Source organism: Actinopolymorpha alba DSM 45243 (assembly GCF_000373925.1).
Lineage (GTDB): Bacteria > Actinomycetota > Actinomycetes > Propionibacteriales > Actinopolymorphaceae > Actinopolymorpha > Actinopolymorpha alba.
Genome location: NZ_KB892789.1, coordinates 1 through 19,875, shown reverse-complemented (window position 1 = coordinate 19,875; position 19,875 = coordinate 1). Strand labels below are relative to the sequence as shown.

At 66.5% G+C, this 19,875-nt stretch carries 18 protein-coding genes; 14 read left to right on the top strand and 4 right to left on the bottom strand.

Going from position 1 to position 19,875, the window contains the following annotated elements; translation table 11 throughout:
- Positions 1-10 precede the first annotated feature (10 nt).
- The 13 genes from B141_RS0129790 to B141_RS0129730 all read left to right on the top strand — a co-directional run bounded on the left by B141_RS0129790 (position 11) and on the right by B141_RS0129730 (position 14,243).
- A complete protein-coding gene (locus B141_RS0129790; RefSeq protein WP_020578853.1) occupies positions 11-1,204 on the top strand; it encodes a CaiB/BaiF CoA transferase family protein in 1,194 nt (397 codons plus the stop codon).
- Positions 1,205-1,256: 52 nt separating this feature from the next.
- Positions 1,257-2,288 carry an extracellular solute-binding protein gene (locus B141_RS0129785; RefSeq protein WP_020578852.1) on the top strand — a complete coding sequence of 344 codons (1,032 nt, stop codon included), beginning with the start codon at positions 1,257-1,259 and terminating at the stop codon, positions 2,286-2,288.
- Positions 2,289-2,316: 28 nt separating this feature from the next.
- Entirely contained in the window at positions 2,317-3,594 is a 1,278-nt protein-coding gene (locus B141_RS43515) for an ABC transporter ATP-binding protein (RefSeq protein WP_020578851.1), read from the top strand.
- Positions 3,591-5,336, top strand: coding sequence for an ABC transporter permease (locus B141_RS43510; protein WP_020578850.1), 1,746 nt, complete (start codon positions 3,591-3,593; stop codon positions 5,334-5,336). Before B141_RS43515 ends, B141_RS43510 begins: the two co-directional genes overlap by 4 nt.
- Positions 5,337-5,349: 13 nt before the next feature.
- A complete protein-coding gene (locus B141_RS0129770; protein ID WP_020578849.1) occupies positions 5,350-6,366 on the top strand; it encodes an MBL fold metallo-hydrolase in 1,017 nt (338 codons plus the stop codon).
- Positions 6,367-6,371: 5 nt separating this feature from the next.
- The gene (locus tag B141_RS0129765) at positions 6,372-6,872 is read left to right on the top strand and encodes a MaoC/PaaZ C-terminal domain-containing protein (protein WP_051114220.1); all 501 of its coding nucleotides are present in this window, start codon (positions 6,372-6,374) and stop codon (positions 6,870-6,872) included.
- Positions 6,869-7,978, top strand: coding sequence for a zinc-binding dehydrogenase (locus B141_RS0129760; protein ID WP_020578847.1), 1,110 nt, complete (start codon positions 6,869-6,871; stop codon positions 7,976-7,978). The genes B141_RS0129765 and B141_RS0129760 overlap by 4 nt, the downstream gene beginning before the upstream one ends.
- Before the next feature lie 3 nt (positions 7,979-7,981).
- Positions 7,982-8,725, top strand: coding sequence for a 3-oxoacyl-ACP reductase FabG (gene fabG / locus B141_RS0129755; RefSeq protein WP_020578846.1), 744 nt, complete (start codon positions 7,982-7,984; stop codon positions 8,723-8,725).
- A 65-nt stretch (positions 8,726-8,790) separates the two neighbouring features.
- Positions 8,791-9,777, top strand: a complete 987-nt coding sequence (locus B141_RS0129750; RefSeq protein ID WP_020578845.1) for an NAD-dependent epimerase/dehydratase family protein — start codon at positions 8,791-8,793, stop codon at positions 9,775-9,777.
- Positions 9,778-9,781: 4 nt separating this feature from the next.
- Entirely contained in the window at positions 9,782-10,588 is an 807-nt protein-coding gene (locus B141_RS0129745; RefSeq protein WP_020578844.1) for an enoyl-CoA hydratase/isomerase family protein, read from the top strand.
- On the top strand, positions 10,585-11,754 hold the full coding sequence (locus B141_RS0129740; protein ID WP_020578843.1) for a thiolase family protein: 1,170 nt from the start codon (positions 10,585-10,587) through the stop codon (positions 11,752-11,754). Before B141_RS0129745 ends, B141_RS0129740 begins: the two co-directional genes overlap by 4 nt.
- Positions 11,755-12,696 (top strand): NADP-dependent oxidoreductase, encoded by a 942-nt coding sequence (locus B141_RS0129735; RefSeq protein ID WP_020578842.1) that lies wholly within the window; start codon positions 11,755-11,757, stop codon positions 12,694-12,696. It begins immediately after the preceding gene.
- Positions 12,697-12,710: 14 nt separating this feature from the next.
- On the top strand, positions 12,711-14,243 hold the full coding sequence (locus B141_RS0129730; RefSeq protein ID WP_020578841.1) for a CoA-acylating methylmalonate-semialdehyde dehydrogenase: 1,533 nt from the start codon (positions 12,711-12,713) through the stop codon (positions 14,241-14,243).
- A gap of 145 nt (positions 14,244-14,388) precedes the next feature.
- Here the strand turns inward: B141_RS0129730 and B141_RS0129725 are convergent, their stop codons facing one another.
- From B141_RS0129725 to B141_RS46345, 3 genes are all read right to left on the bottom strand, one after another.
- Complete coding sequence (locus tag B141_RS0129725) at positions 14,389-14,574, bottom strand: hypothetical protein (protein ID WP_020578840.1); 186 nt, start codon at positions 14,572-14,574, stop codon at positions 14,389-14,391.
- Between the two features lie 139 nt (positions 14,575-14,713).
- A complete protein-coding gene (locus B141_RS0129720) occupies positions 14,714-15,670 on the bottom strand; it encodes a hypothetical protein (protein ID WP_020578839.1) in 957 nt (318 codons plus the stop codon).
- Between the two features lie 40 nt (positions 15,671-15,710).
- Positions 15,711-16,217 (bottom strand): NUDIX hydrolase, encoded by a 507-nt coding sequence (locus tag B141_RS46345; RefSeq protein ID WP_020578838.1) that lies wholly within the window; start codon positions 16,215-16,217, stop codon positions 15,711-15,713.
- A 622-nt stretch (positions 16,218-16,839) separates the two neighbouring features.
- On the opposite strand from B141_RS46345, the gene B141_RS0129710 reads away from it, so the two are divergent.
- Positions 16,840-18,495, top strand: coding sequence for a glycine/sarcosine N-methyltransferase (locus B141_RS0129710; RefSeq protein WP_020578837.1), 1,656 nt, complete (start codon positions 16,840-16,842; stop codon positions 18,493-18,495).
- 45 nt (positions 18,496-18,540) lie between these two features.
- Here the strand turns inward: B141_RS0129710 and B141_RS43500 are convergent, their stop codons facing one another.
- The gene (locus B141_RS43500; protein WP_202805972.1) at positions 18,541-19,533 is read right to left on the bottom strand and encodes a hypothetical protein; all 993 of its coding nucleotides are present in this window, start codon (positions 19,531-19,533) and stop codon (positions 18,541-18,543) included.
- Positions 19,534-19,875 lie beyond the last annotated feature (342 nt).

The window sequence follows — 19,875 nt, the reverse complement described above, 5'->3', positions numbered from 1 at the left end:
AAAGAGCGGTATGCAGAACCAGATTCTCAGCGGCATCAGGGTCGTCGACTTCACGCACATCTTCGCTGGTCCGTTGGCTACCCAGACGCTTGGCGACATGGGAGCCGAGGTGATCAAGATCGAGCGGCGCGGTGGCGGTGACTCCGCGCGTTCGTACGGACAGTCGGCCGATGAACCGCCGATGAGCGGGGCGTTCCTCGCGCTCAACCGCAACAAGCGCAGCCTGGCACTCGACCTCAACCAGGAGGACGGTCGTCAGGTCGCCAAGGATCTCCTGCTCGACGCTGATGTGGTCATCCAGAACTTTCGGATCGGCCTGATGGAGCGCTGGGGCCTCGACTACGACTCGATCGCGAAGGAGAACCCCTCTGTCATCTACGGCTCGATCAGCGGGTTCGGGCACAAGGGCGCCCTTTCCCAGAAGGCCGCGAACGATCTGGTCATCCAGGGTTACAGCGGGCTCATGAGCTTCACCGGTGAACCCGATGGTGACCCGGTGCGTTGCGGCACGGCGATCTCGGACTTCTCCGCGGGCCTTTACGGCGTGATCGGCATCCTGGGCGCGCTGATGCACCGTGCGCGCACCGGCCAGGGCCAGCAGGTCTTCACCTCGATGCTCGAGAGCCAGGTCAGCCTGCTCAACTACTTCTTCGCCGACTACTGGCTCAAGGGCGTGGTGCCCAAGCCGCTGGGTACGGCGAACCGGCTGGGGATCCCGAACCAAGCGTTCAGGACGAAGGACGGCTGGCTCGTGATCTCGGCGGCGAACGACTCGATGTGGCGCCGGAGCTGTGCCGGACTCGGGGTTCCCGAGCTGGCTGACGACCCCCGCTTCGTGAGCCTGCCGCTTCGCTATGAGAACACCAAGGCGCTCGTCGAGGAGTTCTCGCGGGTGACGGGCGCGCTCACGACAACCGAATGTCTCGCCGGACTCGAGGCGCAGGGTGTTTCGTGCGCTCGCCTCAACAGCCTGGACGAGGTCGCTGACGACATTCAGATGGCCGAGCTCGGCGGCTTCATCGACGTTCCCCGTGGGGACGGCGGAACAGCCAAGGTCGTCGCGACTCCCTTGCACTATGCGGAAACGCCCCTGCGAGTGAACCGGGGCGTCCCGACTGTCGGTCAGGACACCGAGCAGATCCTGACCGAACTCGGTTATTCCGCGGAGCGGATTTCCGCGCTCCGCGAATCTCAGGTCATCTGAGTGACCTCGGCGTACCCGAGCCTGCTTTCAATGAAAGAAAGGGAAGCACACCATGAGGAAGAGGGCGATTCTCGCGGCACTGGCCGCGACCGCGCTGATGGTCTCAGCGTCCGCCTGTAACAGCTCGGGGGAGACGAAAACGGAGAACAGCAACGACCCGCTCGCGTCCCTCGTCCAAGCCGCCAACAAGGAAGGCGAGCTGACGATCTACGCGAGCGCTGCCGAGGGCCAACTCCAGGCGCTCGCGGACGGGTTCATGGAAAAATACCCCGACATCGCGGTGAATCCCTTCCGTGCTCCGGGTAGCTCGCTTCTCAACAGGTATGCGACTGAGGCCAAGGCTGGTTCCGTCGCCGCCGATGTGTTCATGCCAACCGTGCAGCCGTCGTTCATCAGTGACCATCCCGAGTGGTTCGGTGACCTCACCGACAAGGAGATCCCGAACGCGGCTGGTTGGCCCAAAGACTTCCGTACGTCGAACTCGTTGAACGTCGCGGTCGAGTCGGTGGTGCTGGTCTACAACTCGGACAAGGTCAGCAAGCCACCGACCAGTTGGAAGGATGTCATCAACCCCGCGAACAAGGGCAAGATCATCCTGGTCGACCCGAAGTCCTCGCCTGGTTACATGTCGTGGTACGCGATCATGCGCAAGCGGTTCGGCGATGAATACCTCAAGGCACTGGCGGACCTCAAGCCGCTCTGGGTCGACAGTGGTGCGGTAGGAGCCCAGCAGGTCGCGACTGGGAAGTACGACTATTCCCTACCCAACTACCCCTCGCATATCGCTGACCTGAAGGAGTCCGGCGCACCTGTGGGCATGGTCACCGACCTCGACCCCACTCAGGGTCTCACCACCAGCGTCGCCATTTCGAAGGATGCGCCGAACCCGAACGCCGCGCGGCTTTTCGTGAACTGGCTCGTCAGCTCGGAGGGCTACAAGGTGCTCTGCGCGGACCCGGTCTATTCGACGGTGAAGAAGGACGAGAAGTCGGACTGCCAGCCGCTCGCCAGCAACTACACGCCCGCGGTCTGGGACGTCAGCAAGGCGGAGCAGAACCAGATCGTCACACTGCTCGGACGCTGAGATACAGCACCACGAAGGAACGGGAGCGATGACACTCATGGCCCATTCGACTACCGCGGCGGAGGCCGCGGAGTCGGGTAGCTCGGCGCCCACTCCGCATGTGCGGATCAGGAACCTCGTGAAGCGGTTCCGCCGGAGGCAGGGAGCCGGTGACGTCGTCCCGATCGACCAGGTCAGCTTGGATATCGCCAGGGGCGAGCTCCTCGTCCTGCTCGGACCAAGTGGTTGCGGCAAGACCACCTTGCTGCGCAGCGTTGCGGGCCTGGAGCGGCCGGACGAAGGGTCGATCACCATCGAGGGTGTTGAGGTTTTCGCTTCGGCACGCCGATTGTTCGTTCCGCCGAATCGTCGACCCATCAGCATGATCTTCCAGTCGTACGCGCTCTGGCCGCACATGACGATCTTCAGCAACGTGGCCTACCCGCTCAGGGCCCGCAAGCTCCCGAAGGCCGCCGTCGCGAAGGCGGTAGCCAGGGGCCTCGAACGCGTTGGCCTCGCCGGACTCGAGAATCAGTACCCCGGACAACTCTCGGGTGGCCAGCAGCAGCGGGTGGCGCTGGCCCGGGCCCTGGTCAGCGAGGCGGAACTCATCCTCTTCGACGAACCTCTCTCGAACGTCGACGCGAAGGTACGCGAGGAGCTGCGCGCACAGATCATCGAGGTGCAGCGTGAGATCGGCTTCACGGCACTTTACGTGACGCACGACCAGGCGGAGGCGATGGAGCTCGCCGACCGGATCGCGGTGCTCGACCGCGGTCGCATCGAACAGCTGGCGCCACCGAGGGAGGTCTACCGGCGTCCTCGTTCGCGTTATGTCGCGGAGTTTGTCGGACTGGCCAACCTCCTGCCGGCAACCCTCGCCACCGCCGCCGAGAACCCGGCGGGTGGCGACTCGGCCGACGACACGACAGCCGGCGACACGACAGCCGGCGACACGGTGGCTATCGACACCGAGCTGGGCAGGATCGTCGCGAAGCGCCCGGGCGAGGAGTGGGCGGGAACGCCTCTCTCACCGGGCCAGTCCCTCTATGCGATGTTCCGTCCGGAGGAGTGCGACGTCAGCCTCGACCGTCCGCAGGTGCCGAACGCCTGGCCGGCCGAGCTGGAGCGGATCAGCTACACCGCCACGCATTACCAGTACCTCGTCAGGATCGGCGAGCAGACCCTGCGGGTGTGGACGCTCAAGGACATCGGCGCCGAAGAGGGCGGCCAGATCTGGATCGCGGTCGCTCCCGAATGCGTGCACCTCCTGCCGGAGGAGCGCAGCATTTCGCACGCGGCCACCTCGACCGGGGGTGTGGCGTGACCGCGAGTACCGACGCGGAGCGGCGTACGCCCGGGCGTTTCCAGTGGCGCCGATGGTTCCTCGAGCAGGGTCTGCTGCTGAGGGCCGGGGTGCTGCTCCTTTCGGCGGTGCTGCTTGTGCTGCTGGTGTTTCCCGTTCTGCGCATGACGGTCAGCGCCCTCTTCCCTGATGGAAGCCTGGACCTGCATGCCTTCGGGGCGACGGTGCGGCAGCCGTGGTTCTGGCCGATGCTGCGCGACACCGTGATCGCGGTCGCCTGCTCGTCGGTGCTCTCGCTGATCGTGGCGTCATCGCTGGCGTGGATCAACGAGCGTACGGATGCGGGGCTTGGTTGGCTGGGCACGTTCATGCCGCTGATGCCGCTGCTCATGCCTCCCATCGCCGTGGCCGCTGGCTGGATGTTTCTCGCGTCGCCGAAGGTGGGCTTCCTGAACGGCCTGCTGGCCGCGCTTCCCGGCGGATTCGAGCTGAACATTCTCAGCATGCCGGGGCTCATCTTCGTCTACACACTCGAGCTGGTGCCGTTCGCGTACATCCCTATCGCTGGTGCACTCCGCAATCTCGATCCAGCGCTGGAGGAAGCTTCGCGGGTGAGCGGCGCCGGCGTCCTGAAGACGATTGTGCGGGTGTCGCTGCCCGCAGTCTCGCAGGCGATGGTGTCGGCGTTCTTTCTCCTCGTCGTGGTCGGATTCGCCCTCTATTCGGCTCCGGTGGTGATCGGAACGGGCGCCGGCATCGACATCCTGTCGGTGCGGATCGTGCGCCTGATGCATTTCGAGTTTCCTTCGGACCTCGCCAGCGCGACTGTCCTGACCACGATCCTGCTGGTGTTCGTTCTTTCCGCCTGGCTGCTGCAGAACGCCGTGACGCGTCGCGGCCAGCACGCCATGATCAGCGGGCGCAGTGGCAACGCGAAGATGCGGCTCGGTCGCTGGCGGATCGTCCTTCGCGTGATCACGATCAGCTATCTGCTGATGACCACGGTCCTTCCGCTGCTGGCGGTGATCCTGGTCGCGCTCCAGCCATACTGGACGCCGACGATCGACTTCTCCCACCTTGGCCTGCAGCACTTCGAGCGCATGCTGTTCAAGCACCGGGTCGCCAGCAAGGCACTGGAGACGAGTGTTCTCCTCGGTCTACTCGGCGGTCTGGTAGCGGTGGCGGTGACCACGATCATCGCCATCGCCCGGCGCCGCACCTCCTTCGGCGTCATCATCAGTCCGAGGATCGGCAGCATCCTCGACGCGGTGACGAAGCTACCGGCGGCCTTCAGCGCCATCGTGATCGCGCTGGGGTTCGTGGTGACGTTCAGCGGGCCACCGTTCCACCTCAACGGAACGTACGTCATCCTGCTGCTCGCGTACCTCGTGATCTTCATGCCGCAGGTGTCGACGACGACCTCCAACGCCCTGTCGCAGGTCGGTGGCGACCTGACCGAGGCGTCCTACATCTCCGGTGGCAGGGAGTGGCGAACCTTCACCCGCATCACGCTTCCGCTGGCCCGGCCAGGCCTGCTGAACGCGTGGGCGCTGATCTTCGTACTCATCGTGGGGGAACTCGCGGCGTCCACGTTGCTGGCGGGAACCAAGACGCCGGTCATCGGGTTCGTGCTCGTGGAGATCTGGGAGAACGGCACGGTCGGTCCGATGGCGGCGTTCGCCACGATCGTCACCGCGATCACCAGTACGGCCGTGATTCTCTTCATCCTGCTTGGTCGTCAGCGCTACCGGAGGGGCGCCTGAGGTGGCGTCCACAATGGATTCGGTCGACGCAAAGCCTTCTCTCGTTGAGATCTCGGCGCGGACGTGGTTGTTGCGGGTGCGGTTACCTGGGCACAGTTTCGGCTCTGTCAATGCCTACCTGCTCGACTCCGACGATGGCGCGGTACTGATCGACGTGCCGTGGGGGACACCCGACACCTACGCGGAGCTGCTCGCGCAGGTGCGTGCCGCGGGCGTCGAACCAGCCGCACTGCGGTACGTCCTTCTCACGCACCATCACGATGACCATGCTGGCGCGGCTGGGTTACTCCAGTCTGAGTACGGCGTCCGCGTCGCGATGCACGCCGCCGAGTGGCGTGCACTGCGAGCCCGCTTCGAGGATGGCGGCGGATTCGCGCACGTCCTCCAGCAGTGGCTGTCACGCGTCGGAGCCGATCCGGCCGGTGCCGAGTTCGCGCTGCGACAGTACGCGGAGATCGCCTCGCGAACCCGGCCGGTGCGGCCTGACGTCGTACTCGCCGACGATGAGGTGGTCAGCTTCGGTGGTAGGCGGATCCGCGTCGTGCACGCGCCAGGTCACACTCCGGGCCACACCTGCTACCTCGACGAGGACCTACGACTGCTGTTCAGCGGAGATCATGTCTTCGCGAGCCGCCGGGCCAACGCGACGAGCAGGCCCTATGCGCCCGAGCGTCCTCTGAAGGAGTACTGGGCTTCGACCGAGCGTCTCCTGGCGCTGGAGCCGGCGGTGGTGCTCCCTGGCCACGACGATCCGTTCGACGACCTCGCGGCACGGATGCGGGTCCTTCGCGCGGTGTACGACGAGAAGCGCTCAGAAGTTACCCAGCTCGCGACAACCCGGTCCACAGCGTGGCAGATCGCCGCGCGCATGCGGCGGCGCCGCGCATGGTCCGAGCTGGACGGCAACGCACGCTTGGCGGCTACGGGGGAGGCGGAGGCGTACCTCCTCGATGCCCTCGACGCAGAGATGGTCACGGCAACGAAAGGAAGACCTGTGCTCTGGCAGACGACATCGGGTGTGAGCGGGTGAAGGACATGGAAAGGCCGACCGTGGTGGGGAGTCTCTCCAGCCTCTACTTCGAGGACCTCGAGGTCGGACAGACGTTCGTGAGCAGTGGGCGGACGGTCACCGAGGCCGACGTGGTGGGCTTCGCGGGGCTGAGCGGGGACTTCAACCCCATTCACCTTGATCGGGAAATCACCCGGTCCGGCATGTTCGGACAGCGGGTCGCGCACGGCGTACTCGGGCTTTCGATGGCAACCGGCTTCCTCGATCGGATGGGCCTGTTCAAGACGTCCATGGGCGCCATGCTCGAGATCGAGGAATGGAAGTTCGTCGCGCCGATCTTCGTCAACGACACCTTGCACCTGGAGATGACCATCGAGTCGACCCGACTGACGAGCAAGGGGACCTCGGGCGTGGTGCGCCGACGCCTGCGCCTGATCAACCAACGCGACGAGGTGGTCCAGGACGGCATCATCGCCGTGCTGATCCTGTGCCGGCAGCCGGCTCAGGTGGAGGTGAACGGATCATGAGGGCATCGGTGCTCCGGGAGGTCGGCGCCGACCTTGGCGTCGAAGCGCTCGCGGATCCGCGGCCGGGTTACGGCGAGGTCCTGGTCGAGGTCGCGGCCTGCGGCGTCTGCCACACGGACCTGCACGTGATGAAAGGCGAGGTCGCCTTCCCGGCGCCGTGCGTGCTGGGACATGAGATCACCGGCCACGTGGCCGAACTCGGTGCCGGTGTCAGCGGGCTCAACGTCGGCGACCGGGTGGCGTGCAGCTTCATCATGCCGTGCGGCAGGTGCCGGCACTGTGTACGCGGGCACGAGGACCTGTGCGAGACCTTCTTCGCGTTCAACCGGCTCAAGGGGACCCTCTACGACGGCACCAGCCGGCTGGCCGACCTCGATGGAAAGCCGATCGCGATGTACTCGATGGGCGGGCTGGCGGAGTACGCCGTCGTACCCGCGACGGACGTGTTTCCGCTACCAGCGGGCCTCGACCTCAACAACGCCGCCATCCTCGGCTGCAGTGTCTTCACCAGCTACGGTGCGGTCAAGAACGTCGCCCGGCTCGGGGTAGGCGAGTCGGTCGCGGTGGTCGCCGTCGGCGGCATCGGGCTCAACATCGTGCAGATGGCCGCGGCGTTCGGCGCCTCGACCATCGTCGCGGTCGATGTGAGTGCCGAGAAACTGGCCCTCGCGCGCGAGCTCGGCGCGACGCATGTGGTCGACGCCAGCGAGGAAGACGCTGTCGCACGCGTCCGGGAGATCACCGGCGGCCGGGGTGTCGACGTGGCGTTCGAGGCGCTGGGGGCTGCCACGACCGTAGAGACCGCGATCGGGAGCGTCGATGACGGCGGGCGGGTGGTGCTCGTGGGCATCGCACCGGCCGGGGTGACCGCCCGGCTGAACATCGCGCACGTTGTCCGGCGCAAGATACAGATCCTCGGCTCCTACGGCGCCCGGGCCCGCACCGACATGCCGGCCGTGCTCGAACTCGCGGCCACCGGGCGGATCCAGGTCGACCCCCTCATCACCGACCGGTTCGACCTCGACGGTGCTGGCGCCGCCTACCGCGCGCTCGACGAACGGCGGATCGTGGGCCGGGCTGTCGTCGACGTGAAGCCGAAGGACTAACGCATGCTGCTGCAAGGAAAGACCGCGGTCGTGACGGGATCCGCGCGCGGGATCGGCGCCGAGATAGCCAGCGTCTTCGGGGCGAGCGGCGCCCGGATCGTGGTCGCCGACATCGACGCGGACGCGGCCGAGGCGCGGGCGCGGACCCTCGTCGAGTCCGGGGTCGAGGCGATCGGATGCGGTTGCGACGTCACCGACGAGTCCTCCGTCGCCGCCCTGGTCGAGCGGGCCCTGAAGGAGTTCGCGTCCCTCGACGTGTTCGTCAACAACGCCGGCTTCACGCGGGACGCCTCGATGCGGAAGATGACAGTCGAGGACTTCCTCGCCGTCATCCACGTTCATCTGCTCGGCGCCTGGTTGGGTACGCGGGCGGCGAGCCAGGCGATGCGTGACCTCGGGCGCGGCGGCTCGATCCTCAACATGTCGTCGATCTCCGGCAAGGTCGGCAATCCGGGCCAGACCAGCTACAGCGCCGCGAAGGCCGGCATGGTCGGACTCACCAAGGCCGCGGCGAAGGAGTGCGCGCGCTTCGGTGTACGGGTGAACGCGCTCCAGCCGGGCCTGATCCGGACGGCGATGATCGAGGGTCTGTCGCCGGAACTCCTCGCCGACCGGCTCAAGGACATCCCGCTCGGGCGGCTGGGGGAGATCAGCGACGTCGCCAATGCCGCGCTCTTCCTGGCCAGCGACCTTTCCGCGTACATCACCGGAACCGTCGTCGAGGTTGCCGGCGGTCGGCACATGTGAGGGCGGCGTGAGCTCCAGCGGGCCTTGGTAGCGGCTGACCCAGCGACGGCAGGAAGGGACAACAGATGGCCAGGGGACGGACGGTCCTCGTGACCGGGGCGAACGGCATGCTCGGGTCGCACATCGTTGATCGGCTCAGTCGTGAGGGACACCAGGTAATCGCCCTCGACCTCGCCCGTGGTGAACCCGGTTACGGGCACGAGTCGCCGGCGGACCAGGTGACCGACGTGGTGGGCGACGTGACGGACGCACGCCTCCTCGGCTCTCTGGTCGGCGCGGCCGACGCCGTCGTGCATGTGGCGGCGATCCTGCCGAAGGCCGGCGGCAGCCCGGCTGGACCGCTCCTCGCGGTCAACGTGGTGGCCACCCACACCCTCTTCGAGGTCGCCGGGAACAAGCCGGTCGTCTTCGCCTCCTCCGGCTCCGTCTACGGCGTGAACCGTACGGCTGTGGGCGGAGCGGCGCCGGCACCGTTCGTCGAGACCGACGAGGCACTCACCCGCGACTTCTACGGACTGAGCAAGTACGTCAATGAGCGCTACGCGGAGGCATTCGCCGCGGCGAACGGGATGCGGTGGGCCGCCCTGCGCCTTGGCGTTCTGTTCGGGGCCCGCCTGCGGATGGGCCTCACCTCGAGGTTCCTCCTGTCGGTGCTCGACGACGTCGACGCCGGACGGGTGCCAACAGTCGATGGTGATCCGAACGCAGCCCTCGACTGGGTGCAGGTCGCCGATGCGGCCGAGTGCTTCGTCCGTGCGCTTGACGTTGGCCTTGCCAGTGGCCTTGATGGTGGCCAGGTCAATGCGCCGATCAATGTCTCCACTGGTGCCGCCACTCGGCTCGAGGACGTGCTCACGGCGCTTCTGCGGCTTTACGGAGCGCCGACGCAGATCGAGTGGACAGGCCCGAGCCAGCCGAACGGTGCCATCTCGACCGCCCGTTACTACGACCCGTCCCGGGCCCGCCAGCTACTCGGCTTCGCTCCGGACCCCGACTACACGCATGGGCTCCAGGCGTTCATCGACTGGCGCGCCGCCGCCCGGGAACGGTGACCACGTGCGACTCGAACGATTTCGCCTCGAGCTGGTCGAGCCTGGTGTCGCTTTGCTCACCTTCGACCGGCCGCCGGTGAACGCCCAGGATCGACGTACCCGGGAGGAACTCGTCTGGCTCGCCGACGCGATAGCCGAGCGGGACGACATCCGTGCCGTGGTACTCACCGGGGCGGGCAAGGTCTTCTCGGCCGGGGCAGACATCAAGGAGCGGGTCACCATCGAGGGTGGCGCGGCTGATTACCTGCGACACAACCGGGTCACCCGGGAGAGCTTCTTCGCGCTGACCGACTGCCCCAAACCCGTGATCGCCGCCCTCAACGGACCAGCCATCGGCGCCGGCTACGCACTGGCCGCCGGCTGCGACATCATCGTCGCCGCCGAGTCGGCGTGGATCCAGATGCCGGAACTCGACCGGGGGCTGATGGGTGGTGCGAAGTTCCTCGAGCAGCACCTACCTCGGACGCTCTGCCGGCTGTTGTTCTTCACGGGCCGCCGGCTGGGCGGGAACGACCTGCTCCGGCACGGGGCGGTCGCCGACGTCGTACCCGACACCGAACTCATACCGACGGCCCTGGGAATCGCCCGCGAGATCGCGACGAAGCACCCACCCGCGGTGGCAAAGGCGAAGGCGACGTTCAACGCCGTCGAGCTCATGCCGCTGCGCGACGGGTACCGCTTCGAGCAGTCCGTGACCTACGAGCTCTCGACCACCGCGTACGCACGAGAGTCTCAGCAGGCGTTCCTCGAGCGCAGGCCAGCCGAGCACACGGCGCCGCAGGAGCGGCGCGAGGGAGGGGCGAGGTCATGACCAGCTACATCTACGACGCCGTGCGTACGCCGTTCGGGCGCTACGGAAAGGCGCTCGCGGGTATCCGTCCGGACGACCTCGCCGCACACACCCTGCGCGCGTTGCTCGATCGCCATCCAGACCTCGACCCGGCCCTGGTCGATGACGTGATCCTCGGTGCGGCCAACCAGGCGGGGGAGGACAACCGCAACGTCGCCAGGATGGCCGCACTCCTTGCGGGCTTGCCGGTTTCGACCCCTGGTACGACGGTGAACCGGCTGTGCGGCTCGAGCCTGGAAGCGGTGATCCAGGCCAGCCGGGCGGTCGAGACGAGGGACGCCAACCTCGTGATCGCCGGCGGTGTGGAGTCGATGAGCCGGGCCCCGTGGGTGATGCGCAAGCCCGCCCACCCGTACCCACCGGGTCACGAACAGCTGCACTCGACGACCCTCGGCTGGCGCATGACCAATCCGTCGATGCCCGAGCAGTGGACGGTACCCCTCGGCGAGACCGCCGAGATCCTCGCGGACGAGTTCGGAATCGGCCGCGACGACCAGGACGCGTTCGCACTGCGCAGTCACCAGCTGGCCAACCAGGCCTGGGAGAACGGCAGCTACGACGCGGAGGTGGTCGGTGTTCCCGGAGCCTCGCTCACCCGTGACGAGGGCATCCGTGTCGACGCGTCGATGGCCGCACTCGCGGCGCTCAAGCCGGCCTTCCGGCCCGCCGGTACGGTCACTGCAGGCAACTCCTCACCGCTCAACGACGGTGCGTCCGCGGTGATAGTCGGCGGTGAGGATGCGCTGCCCGGCACCGAGCCGCTCGCCCGGATCGTGTCGAGAGCCGCGGCCGCCAACGAGCCGCACCGGTTCGGTATCGCTCCCGTCGATGCGGCCAACCGCGCACTCGAGCGGGCCGGCAAGACGTGGGCGGACGTCGATCTCGTCGAGCTCAACGAGGCATTCGCCGCCCAGTCGCTCGCCTGCCTCGCCCTCTGGCCGGACCTCGACCCAGACAAGGTCAACGTGCACGGAGGCGCGATCGCGATCGGCCACCCCCTGGGGGCGTCCGGGACCCGGGTCGTGGGACACCTCGCGCGCTCCCTCGCGGCTCGTGGGCGGGGGGTCGGTGTGGCGGCGATCTGCATCGGCGTCGGCCAGGGGCTCGCCGTCGTGCTGGAGCGCTGAATGTCGCGTCGAGTCATCTTCGATCGCTTCGGCGGGGTCGACGCGCTGACCGTCGAGACGGGCCGCGCACCGACGGTCGGATCCGGTCAGGTACGCGTCCGGGTGCTCGTCGCCGGGCTCAATCCGGTCGACGCGAAGATCCTCGCCGGCGGGCCGATAGCCGACCGCTTCGGGGTGCGCGTGCCCGCCGGCATGGGCAACGACTTCGCCGGGGTGATCGATCAGGTCGGTGCCGGCGTCGAGGGTGTCGCCGTCGGAGACCTGGTGTATGGCGGGGCGCGGCTGCGTGCTCAGGCCGACCACCTGATCATCGATGACCTCAGCACCCTCAACCCCGTGCCCCCAGGACTGGGTGTCGAGGTGGCCGGGGCGCTCGACATCGCCGGCCGGACCGCCTTGGCTGGCGTGGCGGCTCTCCGGCTCACCTCCGTAGACACCGTCTACGTGAGCGGCGCCGCCGGAGGGGTCGGGATCCTTGCCGTCCAGCTGACCCGGGCGACCGGTGCCCGGGTCCTTGGCAGTGCCAGCGTTCGAAACCACGACTACCTGCGTGCCCTCGGCGTCGAGCCGGTCGAGTACGGCCCACAGCTGGCTGATCGGCTGCGAACGCTCGCGCCCGGTGGTCTCTCGGCCGTCTTCGCCACCCGCGGTGCTGATGACATCGAGCAGGCCCTGGCGCTCGGTGTTCCACCGCAGCGCGTCAACGCCATCATCGACGCCGACCTGGCCGCGTCCTACGGCGTGCTCTCGGTCGGCCGTCGCGCGACTGAACCCGCGGCGGTGCGGGTGGTCGCCGAGGACATCGCCGCGGGTCGCCTGGTGCTACCGATCGACGCGACGTACGAACTCGACGAGGTGCGGGCGGCTTACCGTCACCTGCTCCAGGGTCACGTTCGCGGCAAGGTCGTGCTCCGCACCACCGGCCCGGTACCCACCAGCTAACCGAGGAGGAGAAGATGACCGACACGTCACTGGAAGCCGGTGGACGGGCCACCGATCCCGCGACACTCGCCGTGATCCCGCACCTTGTGGGCGGACGGGAGGCACGCGAAGCAACCCGGATGGGTGCTGTCCACAACCCGGCGACCGGGCGGCAGACGAAGCACGTGCCACTCGCCACCGCGGAGTTCGTGCACGAGGCGGTTCGGGTCGCGGAGGCGGCCCAACCGGGTTGGCGCCGGACCGGGCTGGCCAAGCGGGCCAAGGTGCTGTTCGAGTTGCACCGGATCCTCCGCGAGCGCGGCGACGAGCTCGCCCGCATCATCACCGCGGAGCACGGCAAGACCGTTCCTGACGCGGCAGGGGAGATCGCGCGCGGTCTGGAGAACGTCGAGTTCTGTGCGGGGCTCCTTCACCACCTGAAGGGGGAGTACTCCGAGCAGGTTGCCACCGGTGTCGACGTACATCAGGTCAAGCAGCCGCTTGGGGTAGTCGCATGCATCACGCCGTTCAACTTCCCGGCGATGGTTCCGCTGTGGATGGTCACGACCGCGATCGCGGCGGGGAACGCGGTCATCCTCAAGCCGTCTGAGCGGGATCCGTCCGCCGCGGTGTGGATCGCCAAGGCGTTCGCCGAGTCCGGGTTGCCCGACGGGATCCTCAACGTCGTTCACGGGGACAAGGAGGCGGTGGATGCCCTGCTCGACGATCCCGTGGTGAGAGCCGCTTCCTTCGTCGGGTCGACGCCGATCGCGAAGTACATCTACGCGCGGGCGGCCGCCAACGGAAAGCGGGTCCAGGCCCTCGGTGGGGCGAAGAACCACATGGTGGTGATGCCCGACGCCGACCTGGACGCCGCGGCTGACGCTGCCGTCTCCGCCGCGTACGGCTCGGCCGGCGAGCGCTGCATGGCCGTGTCCGTCCTCGTCGCGGTCGGCGACGTCGCCGATCCGCTCATCGCCAAGATCACGGACCGGCTCGGCGCGCTTCACGTGGGTGACGGTGCGGACCCGGCCACTGAGATGGGGCCTTTGATCACCCAGGAGGCGCGGGACCGGGTCGCCGGTTTCGTCGAGGGTGCGCCCGCCGAGGGTGCGAGCGTCGTCGTTGACGGGCGGCAGCTCCGGTTCGACGGTGACGGCTTCTTCATCGGTCCGTCGCTGATCGACAAGGTCGTCCCCGGAATGCGCGTCTATGACGAGGAGATCTTCGGGCCGGTGCTTTCGATCGCCCGGGTGGCGAGCTACGACGAGGCCGTCTCGCTCATCAACAGTAATGAGTACGCCAACGGAGTGGCGATCTTCACCCGTGACGGAAAGACCGCGCGGGAGTTCGAGTTCGATATCGAAGTCGGCATGGTGGGGGTCAACGTGCCGATCCCCGTTCCGATCGGTGCGTTCTCATTCGGTGGCTGGAAGAACTCCCTCTTCGGCGACACGCACATCTACGGTCCAGAGAGCTTCAATTTCTACACCCGCCGGAAAGTCGTCACGAGCAGGTGGCCCGAGGCGAATGAGAGCCAGATCAGTATGGGATTTCCCGCCAACTAACGACCGCTACCCACTCTTGGTTGAGCCAGCTTTGAGTTGGGTCCTAAAAGTGTAGACCGAAGGCCGCGGAGTCTACAGTTTCGGACCCAACTCAACAACCGGGGAGGTACCAGGCAGGTCCGAGCCCTTACCCACGAGGGGACTACTAGTCGAAGTCGAAGATCGAGTGGTTGTCGTAGAAATGCAGAATGTAGCGGCAGCGCTCGCAGATCAGCAGCGTCATCCGGTGGCTCGTGAAGCCCCACCGTGAGTCACTGCGGGACTCTTCGCGCTGGAACTGCGTACATCCGCAGAGCGGGCACCTTAGCTCCGGCACAGTCGACTCGCTCATGCAACCTCCAGTACCTGCTGGTCAGCGGCGCCACTCTCGATCTTCATCGGTGAGGGCGCAGGACAGCGTACGCCTGCGTCGGGTCGACCGCGTGCGCCGAGGCGAAGCGTTCACCGGCAAAACCTGCGCGGCGCATCGGTCAGCAGCCGGTCGGCGAGATCGGCACGTGGTGCGTACCGGCCCTGAAGGTCGTGGGTAGTGTTTCGAGCGGCCTGCGGTCGGACCGGAACAACGTGCGCAGCCGCTCGACGTCCACTTCGGGCAGGTGGAGCTCCACCAGGTCGTATGTCTCTTCAACCAGATCGCGTAGCACCGCCGCGCCCTCCGCCGCGGGCAGTGTGAATGCCGAACGCAGTCGAGCTGCGAGCCCGCGCGGCGCGATCGTCAGTTCGTTCTCCAGCGCGTCGAGGCGTTTGAACGCCGACGGGTGTCCGCAGTAGCGACCGTTCAGCGCGTGCAGGACGTTGAGCAGCTGGCTCGCGATCCGGCTGAACTCGCGCGCGAGCAAGAGCGGATTGTCGCGTTCGACGAGCATGCGCCAACGCCAGAACTGTTCGATCGCGCCGTCCCGTTGGACGACAGCGATCGCGAGGCCGCGCGGATATGTGGCCGCGCGTGCCTTCCAGCGGGCTACGACGTCCGCTCCTGCGCCGCTGACCTCGGCGCCGTCGACGATTCCCTTGATGGCGTCGAGGCCGGGCGGGTCGGGTTCGCAGGATCTCAGCACGCTGTCGAGGGTGTCGTCGACCACTTTCGTCAACGTGTGTACGACTTCGACCATCAGCCCGTCCGGCCGTCCGACGCCGAGGTAGATGTGGTCGTACCAAGGTGGGTTCGCGTCTTCGCCGGTCACCATACGGATGTCAACCGCGCGTGCCGCCTCAGCGACCGCGGCGCGTTCTCTGGCCGTCGGCGGCCGGGACCAGAACACACCGACCTCCGTGTCGGACCAGCGGTCAGCGTCACCGCGGGCGGTGGAACCGCTCAGCATCACGGCGTCGACCACTGCGGAAGCGGCATACGCCTCGAGGACGGGTTGCACGGCGGTACGCCGCCAACTCGCCGCCTGCGTGGGATCCGGTAGGCGATCATCCATCCCCGAAGTAGAGCACGGCGACGGCTGGGTGACCTCTTCGCTACAGCAGTTCTCGTGACAAAAGCTCTGTCAGTGCAGCAAATGACAGGGCGGTGAAGGTGTCCGGATGCTGCCGTAGGGCGCTCTTCAGCTCGGATACGTCCATGAAGGTGGCGTCCCGTGCACCATCACCTCGTGAGGCCGGTTGCTCCTCGGAGAAGCCGGAGTACACCACCAGGACCGAGGGGTACGACCCGATCAGCATCTGAACCACCAGAGTCGGCGAGGATGTCTCGACCCGCTGGCCCAAGTGCTCGTGCTGCGCGAACAAGCCCTCGATTGAGCTGACATCGATGCCACACTCTTCCTGCAGCTCGCGCCGCAAGCAGTCCTGCGCCGACTCGTCGGCACGCCACTTGCCGCCTGGCAGCTCCCACTTGCCGAGGTTGTCCGGATCCGTCTGTGGCTTCCACCGTCGCTGGATCAGCACACCGCCTTCATCACGACGCTTGATCAAGCCGTACACGTTGGGCAGCACCAAGGTCTCACTCGGCAAGCCGTCCTCCATCATCCACAGGGTTAGATCCGCGCAGCTTCGTGCCAACCTACATGAGCGAACCGGAGGTCGGCCCTACTCACCGCCGCCGGAGCTTGGTGCGCGAAGTCGCTGCCCAGGCGAGGAGTTCCGCTCGGGGAGCGATGAGCGAGCCGGCGTACCCCATCCACCCGCACGTGCGCCGGATCGATGCCGCCGTCGATGGCCCGTTCGGGCGGAGTGTTGATAGCTGGACACAGATCGCATAGCTTGGCTTGCGGTGCGCGGCCTTGCGGAAGCCATTCGCGGCTGCGCCGGACCGGCAACGGCGCCGGTCGCCCGCGGGGTCGATGGCGACCCCTGACGACTGCGCAGCCGCCGTCAACCCGCATCCATCCGGCATGCGGATCGGTGTGAGTACGCCCGCCGCGGCGCGTGTCCCCTTGCGGCCTTCACCAATGCCGGCAGGCGTGGTATTGCGCTCGTGCTTTGGAATCGGCCGAAAATCTGACCACCGAAAATCCCTGGGAGTGTGCATAACGTGGCAAGGAGTGTCCACGAAACCCGACGAACAGCGCAGGCCGCTTCGCTACCCGCCGCCGATCCTGTCCAGCGTGCAGTCGCCGGACGCGACGGTGCCCGGCACGAGAGCTCGATGCGCGAGAGCGAAGGACTTGAGAGTCATCAGCAGTTCGGAGAGAACCCGATCGAGGTAAGGGACACCGACCACTACACGCAGGAGTACGTCACCAGCTTCGTCGAAAAGTGGGATGAGCTGATCGACTGGAACAAGCGTGCGCAAAGCGAGGGGAGATTCTTTATCGACCAGCTGAAAGCGCGCGGCGTAAAGACCGTACTCGACGTCGCTACCGGGACGGGCTTCCACTCGGTTCGTCTCCTTGATGAGGGATTCGAGACGGTCAGCGCGGACGGCAGTCCCCACATGCTGGCCAAGGCCTTCGAGAACGCCCGGAAACGTGGCGGGCACATCCTGCGGGTCGTCCACGCTGACTGGCGCTGGCTGAACCGCGACGTGCATGGGGAGTACGACGCGATCGTCTGCCTGGGAAACTCCTTCACCCATCTCTTCTCCGAACGCGATCGCCGGAAGGCGCTTGCTGAGTTCTATGCCATGCTCAAGCACGACGGCATACTGATCATCGACCAGCGCAACTATGACGCGCTCCTGGACGGCGATTACTCCAACAGTCACACCTACTATTACTGCGGTGACGAGGTGTCCGTCGACCCCGAGCACGTCGACGACGGGCTCGCCAGATTTCGTTACACCTTCCCCGACCGCTCGCAGTATCACCTCAACATGTATCCCTTGCGCAAGGACTACATGCGCCGCCTGATGCGGGACGTGGGATTCCAGCGCATCGACACGTACGGAGACTTCCAGGACACCCATCCAGAAGGCGAACCAGACTTCTTCATCCATGTGGCGGAGAAGTCCTACCGCATAGAAGAGGACATCTCCGACTCCTATTCAACCGCCGTGCACACAGCTCGCGACTATTACAACTCCGAAGACGCCGACACCTTCTATGCGACGATCTGGGGCGGCGAGGATATCCACGTGGGAATCTACGACGGAGAGACGCAGAGCATCGCGACCGCGAGCCGGCGTACGGTCGAACGCATGGCCGCGAAGCTGCAGCTTTCTCCGGACACTCGGGTTCTCGACCTGGGTGCGGGCTTCGGCGGCGCCGCGCGACTCCTGGCCGCAACCCACGGTTGTCAGGTCACCTGCCTCAACCTCAGCGAGGTGGAGAACGCCCGAAACCGCAAACTGAACGCCGCGCACGACCTTGACGGGATGGTCGAGGTCGTCGACGGGTCGTTCGAGGATCTCCCCTTCGAGGACAGCAAGTTCGACGTCGTGTGGTCGCAGGACGCCATGCTGCACAGCGGCGATCGGACGCGGGTACTGGAGGAGGCGGTCCGCGTCCTCAGACCCGGTGGCCACCTGGTCTTTACTGATCCGATGGCGGCCGACGATTGCCAGCGGGAGGCTCTCGTACCCATCCTGAAGCGTCTTCGCCTTGACAGCATGGCCTCGCCCGGCTTCTACCACCGGGAGTTGCGGCGTCTCGGAATGAGCCCGGTGGAGTTCGAGGACCTCAGCCCGCACCTGTCCACGCACTACCAGCGAGTGCTCGAGGAAACCGAACGCCGCGAGCAGGAACTTTCCGGCCGGATCAGCGACGACTACCTCAGCCGCATGAAGGTCGGGCTTCGACACTGGGTCGACGGCGGACGGGCCGGCAACCTGGCGTGGGGGGTGTTCGTGGCTCGAGCCGGCTAGCGCGCCCGACTCACGCCCCAGCGCCGCCCCGCCGACCTTCGCCTTTCAGGCTGGCTCGTCCAGGGCGGTGCGGGCGTCGGCATCCTGCAGGGAGTACCGGTGCAGTGTGACTGCCGGTGGAGCGAGGCCGATGAGGTCGCGCACCGTGAGCACTTGGCGAGGGCTAAGCCATTCCTGACCTGGTTTATGCAGTGCCCAGCCGCCTCCCAGAGTGACCGCCGCATGTGTGTTGTTGCCGTCGGCGTCGCGCCATACCAGCACGGTTCCCGGCAGATCGTCACTACCTCCGACCGTGCAGTGAGCGGCGAGCCATGCTTCGAAGGGCTCATCGTCGGCGCCCTGGACACCTGCTGCCGCCATCACGGTGGCGAAGCAGAATGTTGCGCCTTCTTTGGCGAAGGAGCTTCCTCTGCTCCCTGTGGCGAAGGTTCCACTGAGTGCTCGGGCACGGGGGAGTTTGGATGAGGAAGTGCGCCAGATCTCCTCCGACACCGACATGCGCTTGCAGGGTAGTTGCCACTCACTGATAACGCGCTTGAGGACGGCATCGAGATGAGGCTCCACCAGGGTCGGCCACCAGACGAATCGAGCCCCGTCAGCCTGCTCGCGCAGCACCTGTGCATCAAGAAGGTCTGCCCAATCGGCGATGGTAGGCACGGCTCCTCGCCCGTGTCTTACCTGCGCTCGGACGAGCGCGGCACGCACCTCGCGCGGCTGAGCATGAAACACATGCTCGTCAAGCCACACGACCTCCAGGCCCTCAGGAAGGTTCCAGACCTCGTAGGTATCGCGAAGCTCGGCCGGCAAATCGCGGGTCGGGCGGTCAGGTGTGAGCCCGAGTTCGACCACCTCGGCGGCGGTCAAGAAGAACGGCTGACAGGCCGGCGCCAGCCAGCCAGCCCAGCGTCGAATCATTGAGTTCTCGACATCGATCCCCAACACGTCCACCGCGACACCGTACAAGCGGGCGACAGCAAGTGCGACGGAAATTTCCCCAAGCTGACTGTCGTCTAGCGGACGTGCGCGCTTGACGATCATGGACGCAGACCGACGAGGCGGACCGAGCGACGCCAGGCGTCCCGCGTGAACGAAACGTTCTCGAAACCGTGTGCTCGCTACCAACGAGGCAAGGCATTGCTCAGGACTGACCTACACGGGAGAGGCCATGAATGAGGACGCGAGAAACATCCAAAGTCCTGCGCTCCGGCTGCCTGCGGCGGCACGGCGCGACGTGCATGCTTTGAAGGCTCAGCCGGTAAGGAGTGTGAGAGGCGATCGGGTCGACCCCTCTTTGTCAGGCTGAGGTGAGACACCCGGAGTGAGTCCCGGGTTACCTGAGCGAGGGCGGGATCGGAGATCCTTGTGCACGTGTCCACCCCA

Excerpts from the sequence above, each read along its gene's own strand:
- B141_RS0129730 (WP_020578841.1), top strand. The coding sequence starts at position 12,711 with ATGACCGACACGTCACTGGAAGCCGGTGGACGGGCCACCGATCCCGCG.
- B141_RS0129790 (WP_020578853.1), top strand. The coding sequence starts at position 11 with ATGCAGAACCAGATTCTCAGCGGCATCAGGGTCGTCGACTTCACGCAC.
- B141_RS46345 (WP_020578838.1), bottom strand. The coding sequence starts at position 16,217 with ATGGAGGACGGCTTGCCGAGTGAGACCTTGGTGCTGCCCAACGTGTAC.
- B141_RS0129735 (WP_020578842.1), top strand. The coding sequence starts at position 11,755 with ATGTCGCGTCGAGTCATCTTCGATCGCTTCGGCGGGGTCGACGCGCTG.
- B141_RS0129785 (WP_020578852.1), top strand. The coding sequence starts at position 1,257 with ATGAGGAAGAGGGCGATTCTCGCGGCACTGGCCGCGACCGCGCTGATG.
- B141_RS0129760 (WP_020578847.1), top strand. The coding sequence starts at position 6,869 with ATGAGGGCATCGGTGCTCCGGGAGGTCGGCGCCGACCTTGGCGTCGAA.
- B141_RS0129750 (WP_020578845.1), top strand. The coding sequence starts at position 8,791 with ATGGCCAGGGGACGGACGGTCCTCGTGACCGGGGCGAACGGCATGCTC.
- fabG (WP_020578846.1), top strand. The coding sequence starts at position 7,982 with ATGCTGCTGCAAGGAAAGACCGCGGTCGTGACGGGATCCGCGCGCGGG.
- B141_RS0129740 (WP_020578843.1), top strand. The coding sequence starts at position 10,585 with ATGACCAGCTACATCTACGACGCCGTGCGTACGCCGTTCGGGCGCTAC.
- B141_RS0129720 (WP_020578839.1), bottom strand. The coding sequence starts at position 15,670 with ATGGATGATCGCCTACCGGATCCCACGCAGGCGGCGAGTTGGCGGCGT.
- B141_RS0129765 (WP_051114220.1), top strand. The coding sequence starts at position 6,372 with ATGGAAAGGCCGACCGTGGTGGGGAGTCTCTCCAGCCTCTACTTCGAG.
- B141_RS0129770 (WP_020578849.1), top strand. The coding sequence starts at position 5,350 with ATGGATTCGGTCGACGCAAAGCCTTCTCTCGTTGAGATCTCGGCGCGG.
- B141_RS43500 (WP_202805972.1), bottom strand. The coding sequence starts at position 19,533 with ATGATCGTCAAGCGCGCACGTCCGCTAGACGACAGTCAGCTTGGGGAA.
- B141_RS0129710 (WP_020578837.1), top strand. The coding sequence starts at position 16,840 with ATGCGCGAGAGCGAAGGACTTGAGAGTCATCAGCAGTTCGGAGAGAAC.
- B141_RS43515 (WP_020578851.1), top strand. The coding sequence starts at position 2,317 with ATGACACTCATGGCCCATTCGACTACCGCGGCGGAGGCCGCGGAGTCG.
- B141_RS0129725 (WP_020578840.1), bottom strand. The coding sequence starts at position 14,574 with ATGAGCGAGTCGACTGTGCCGGAGCTAAGGTGCCCGCTCTGCGGATGT.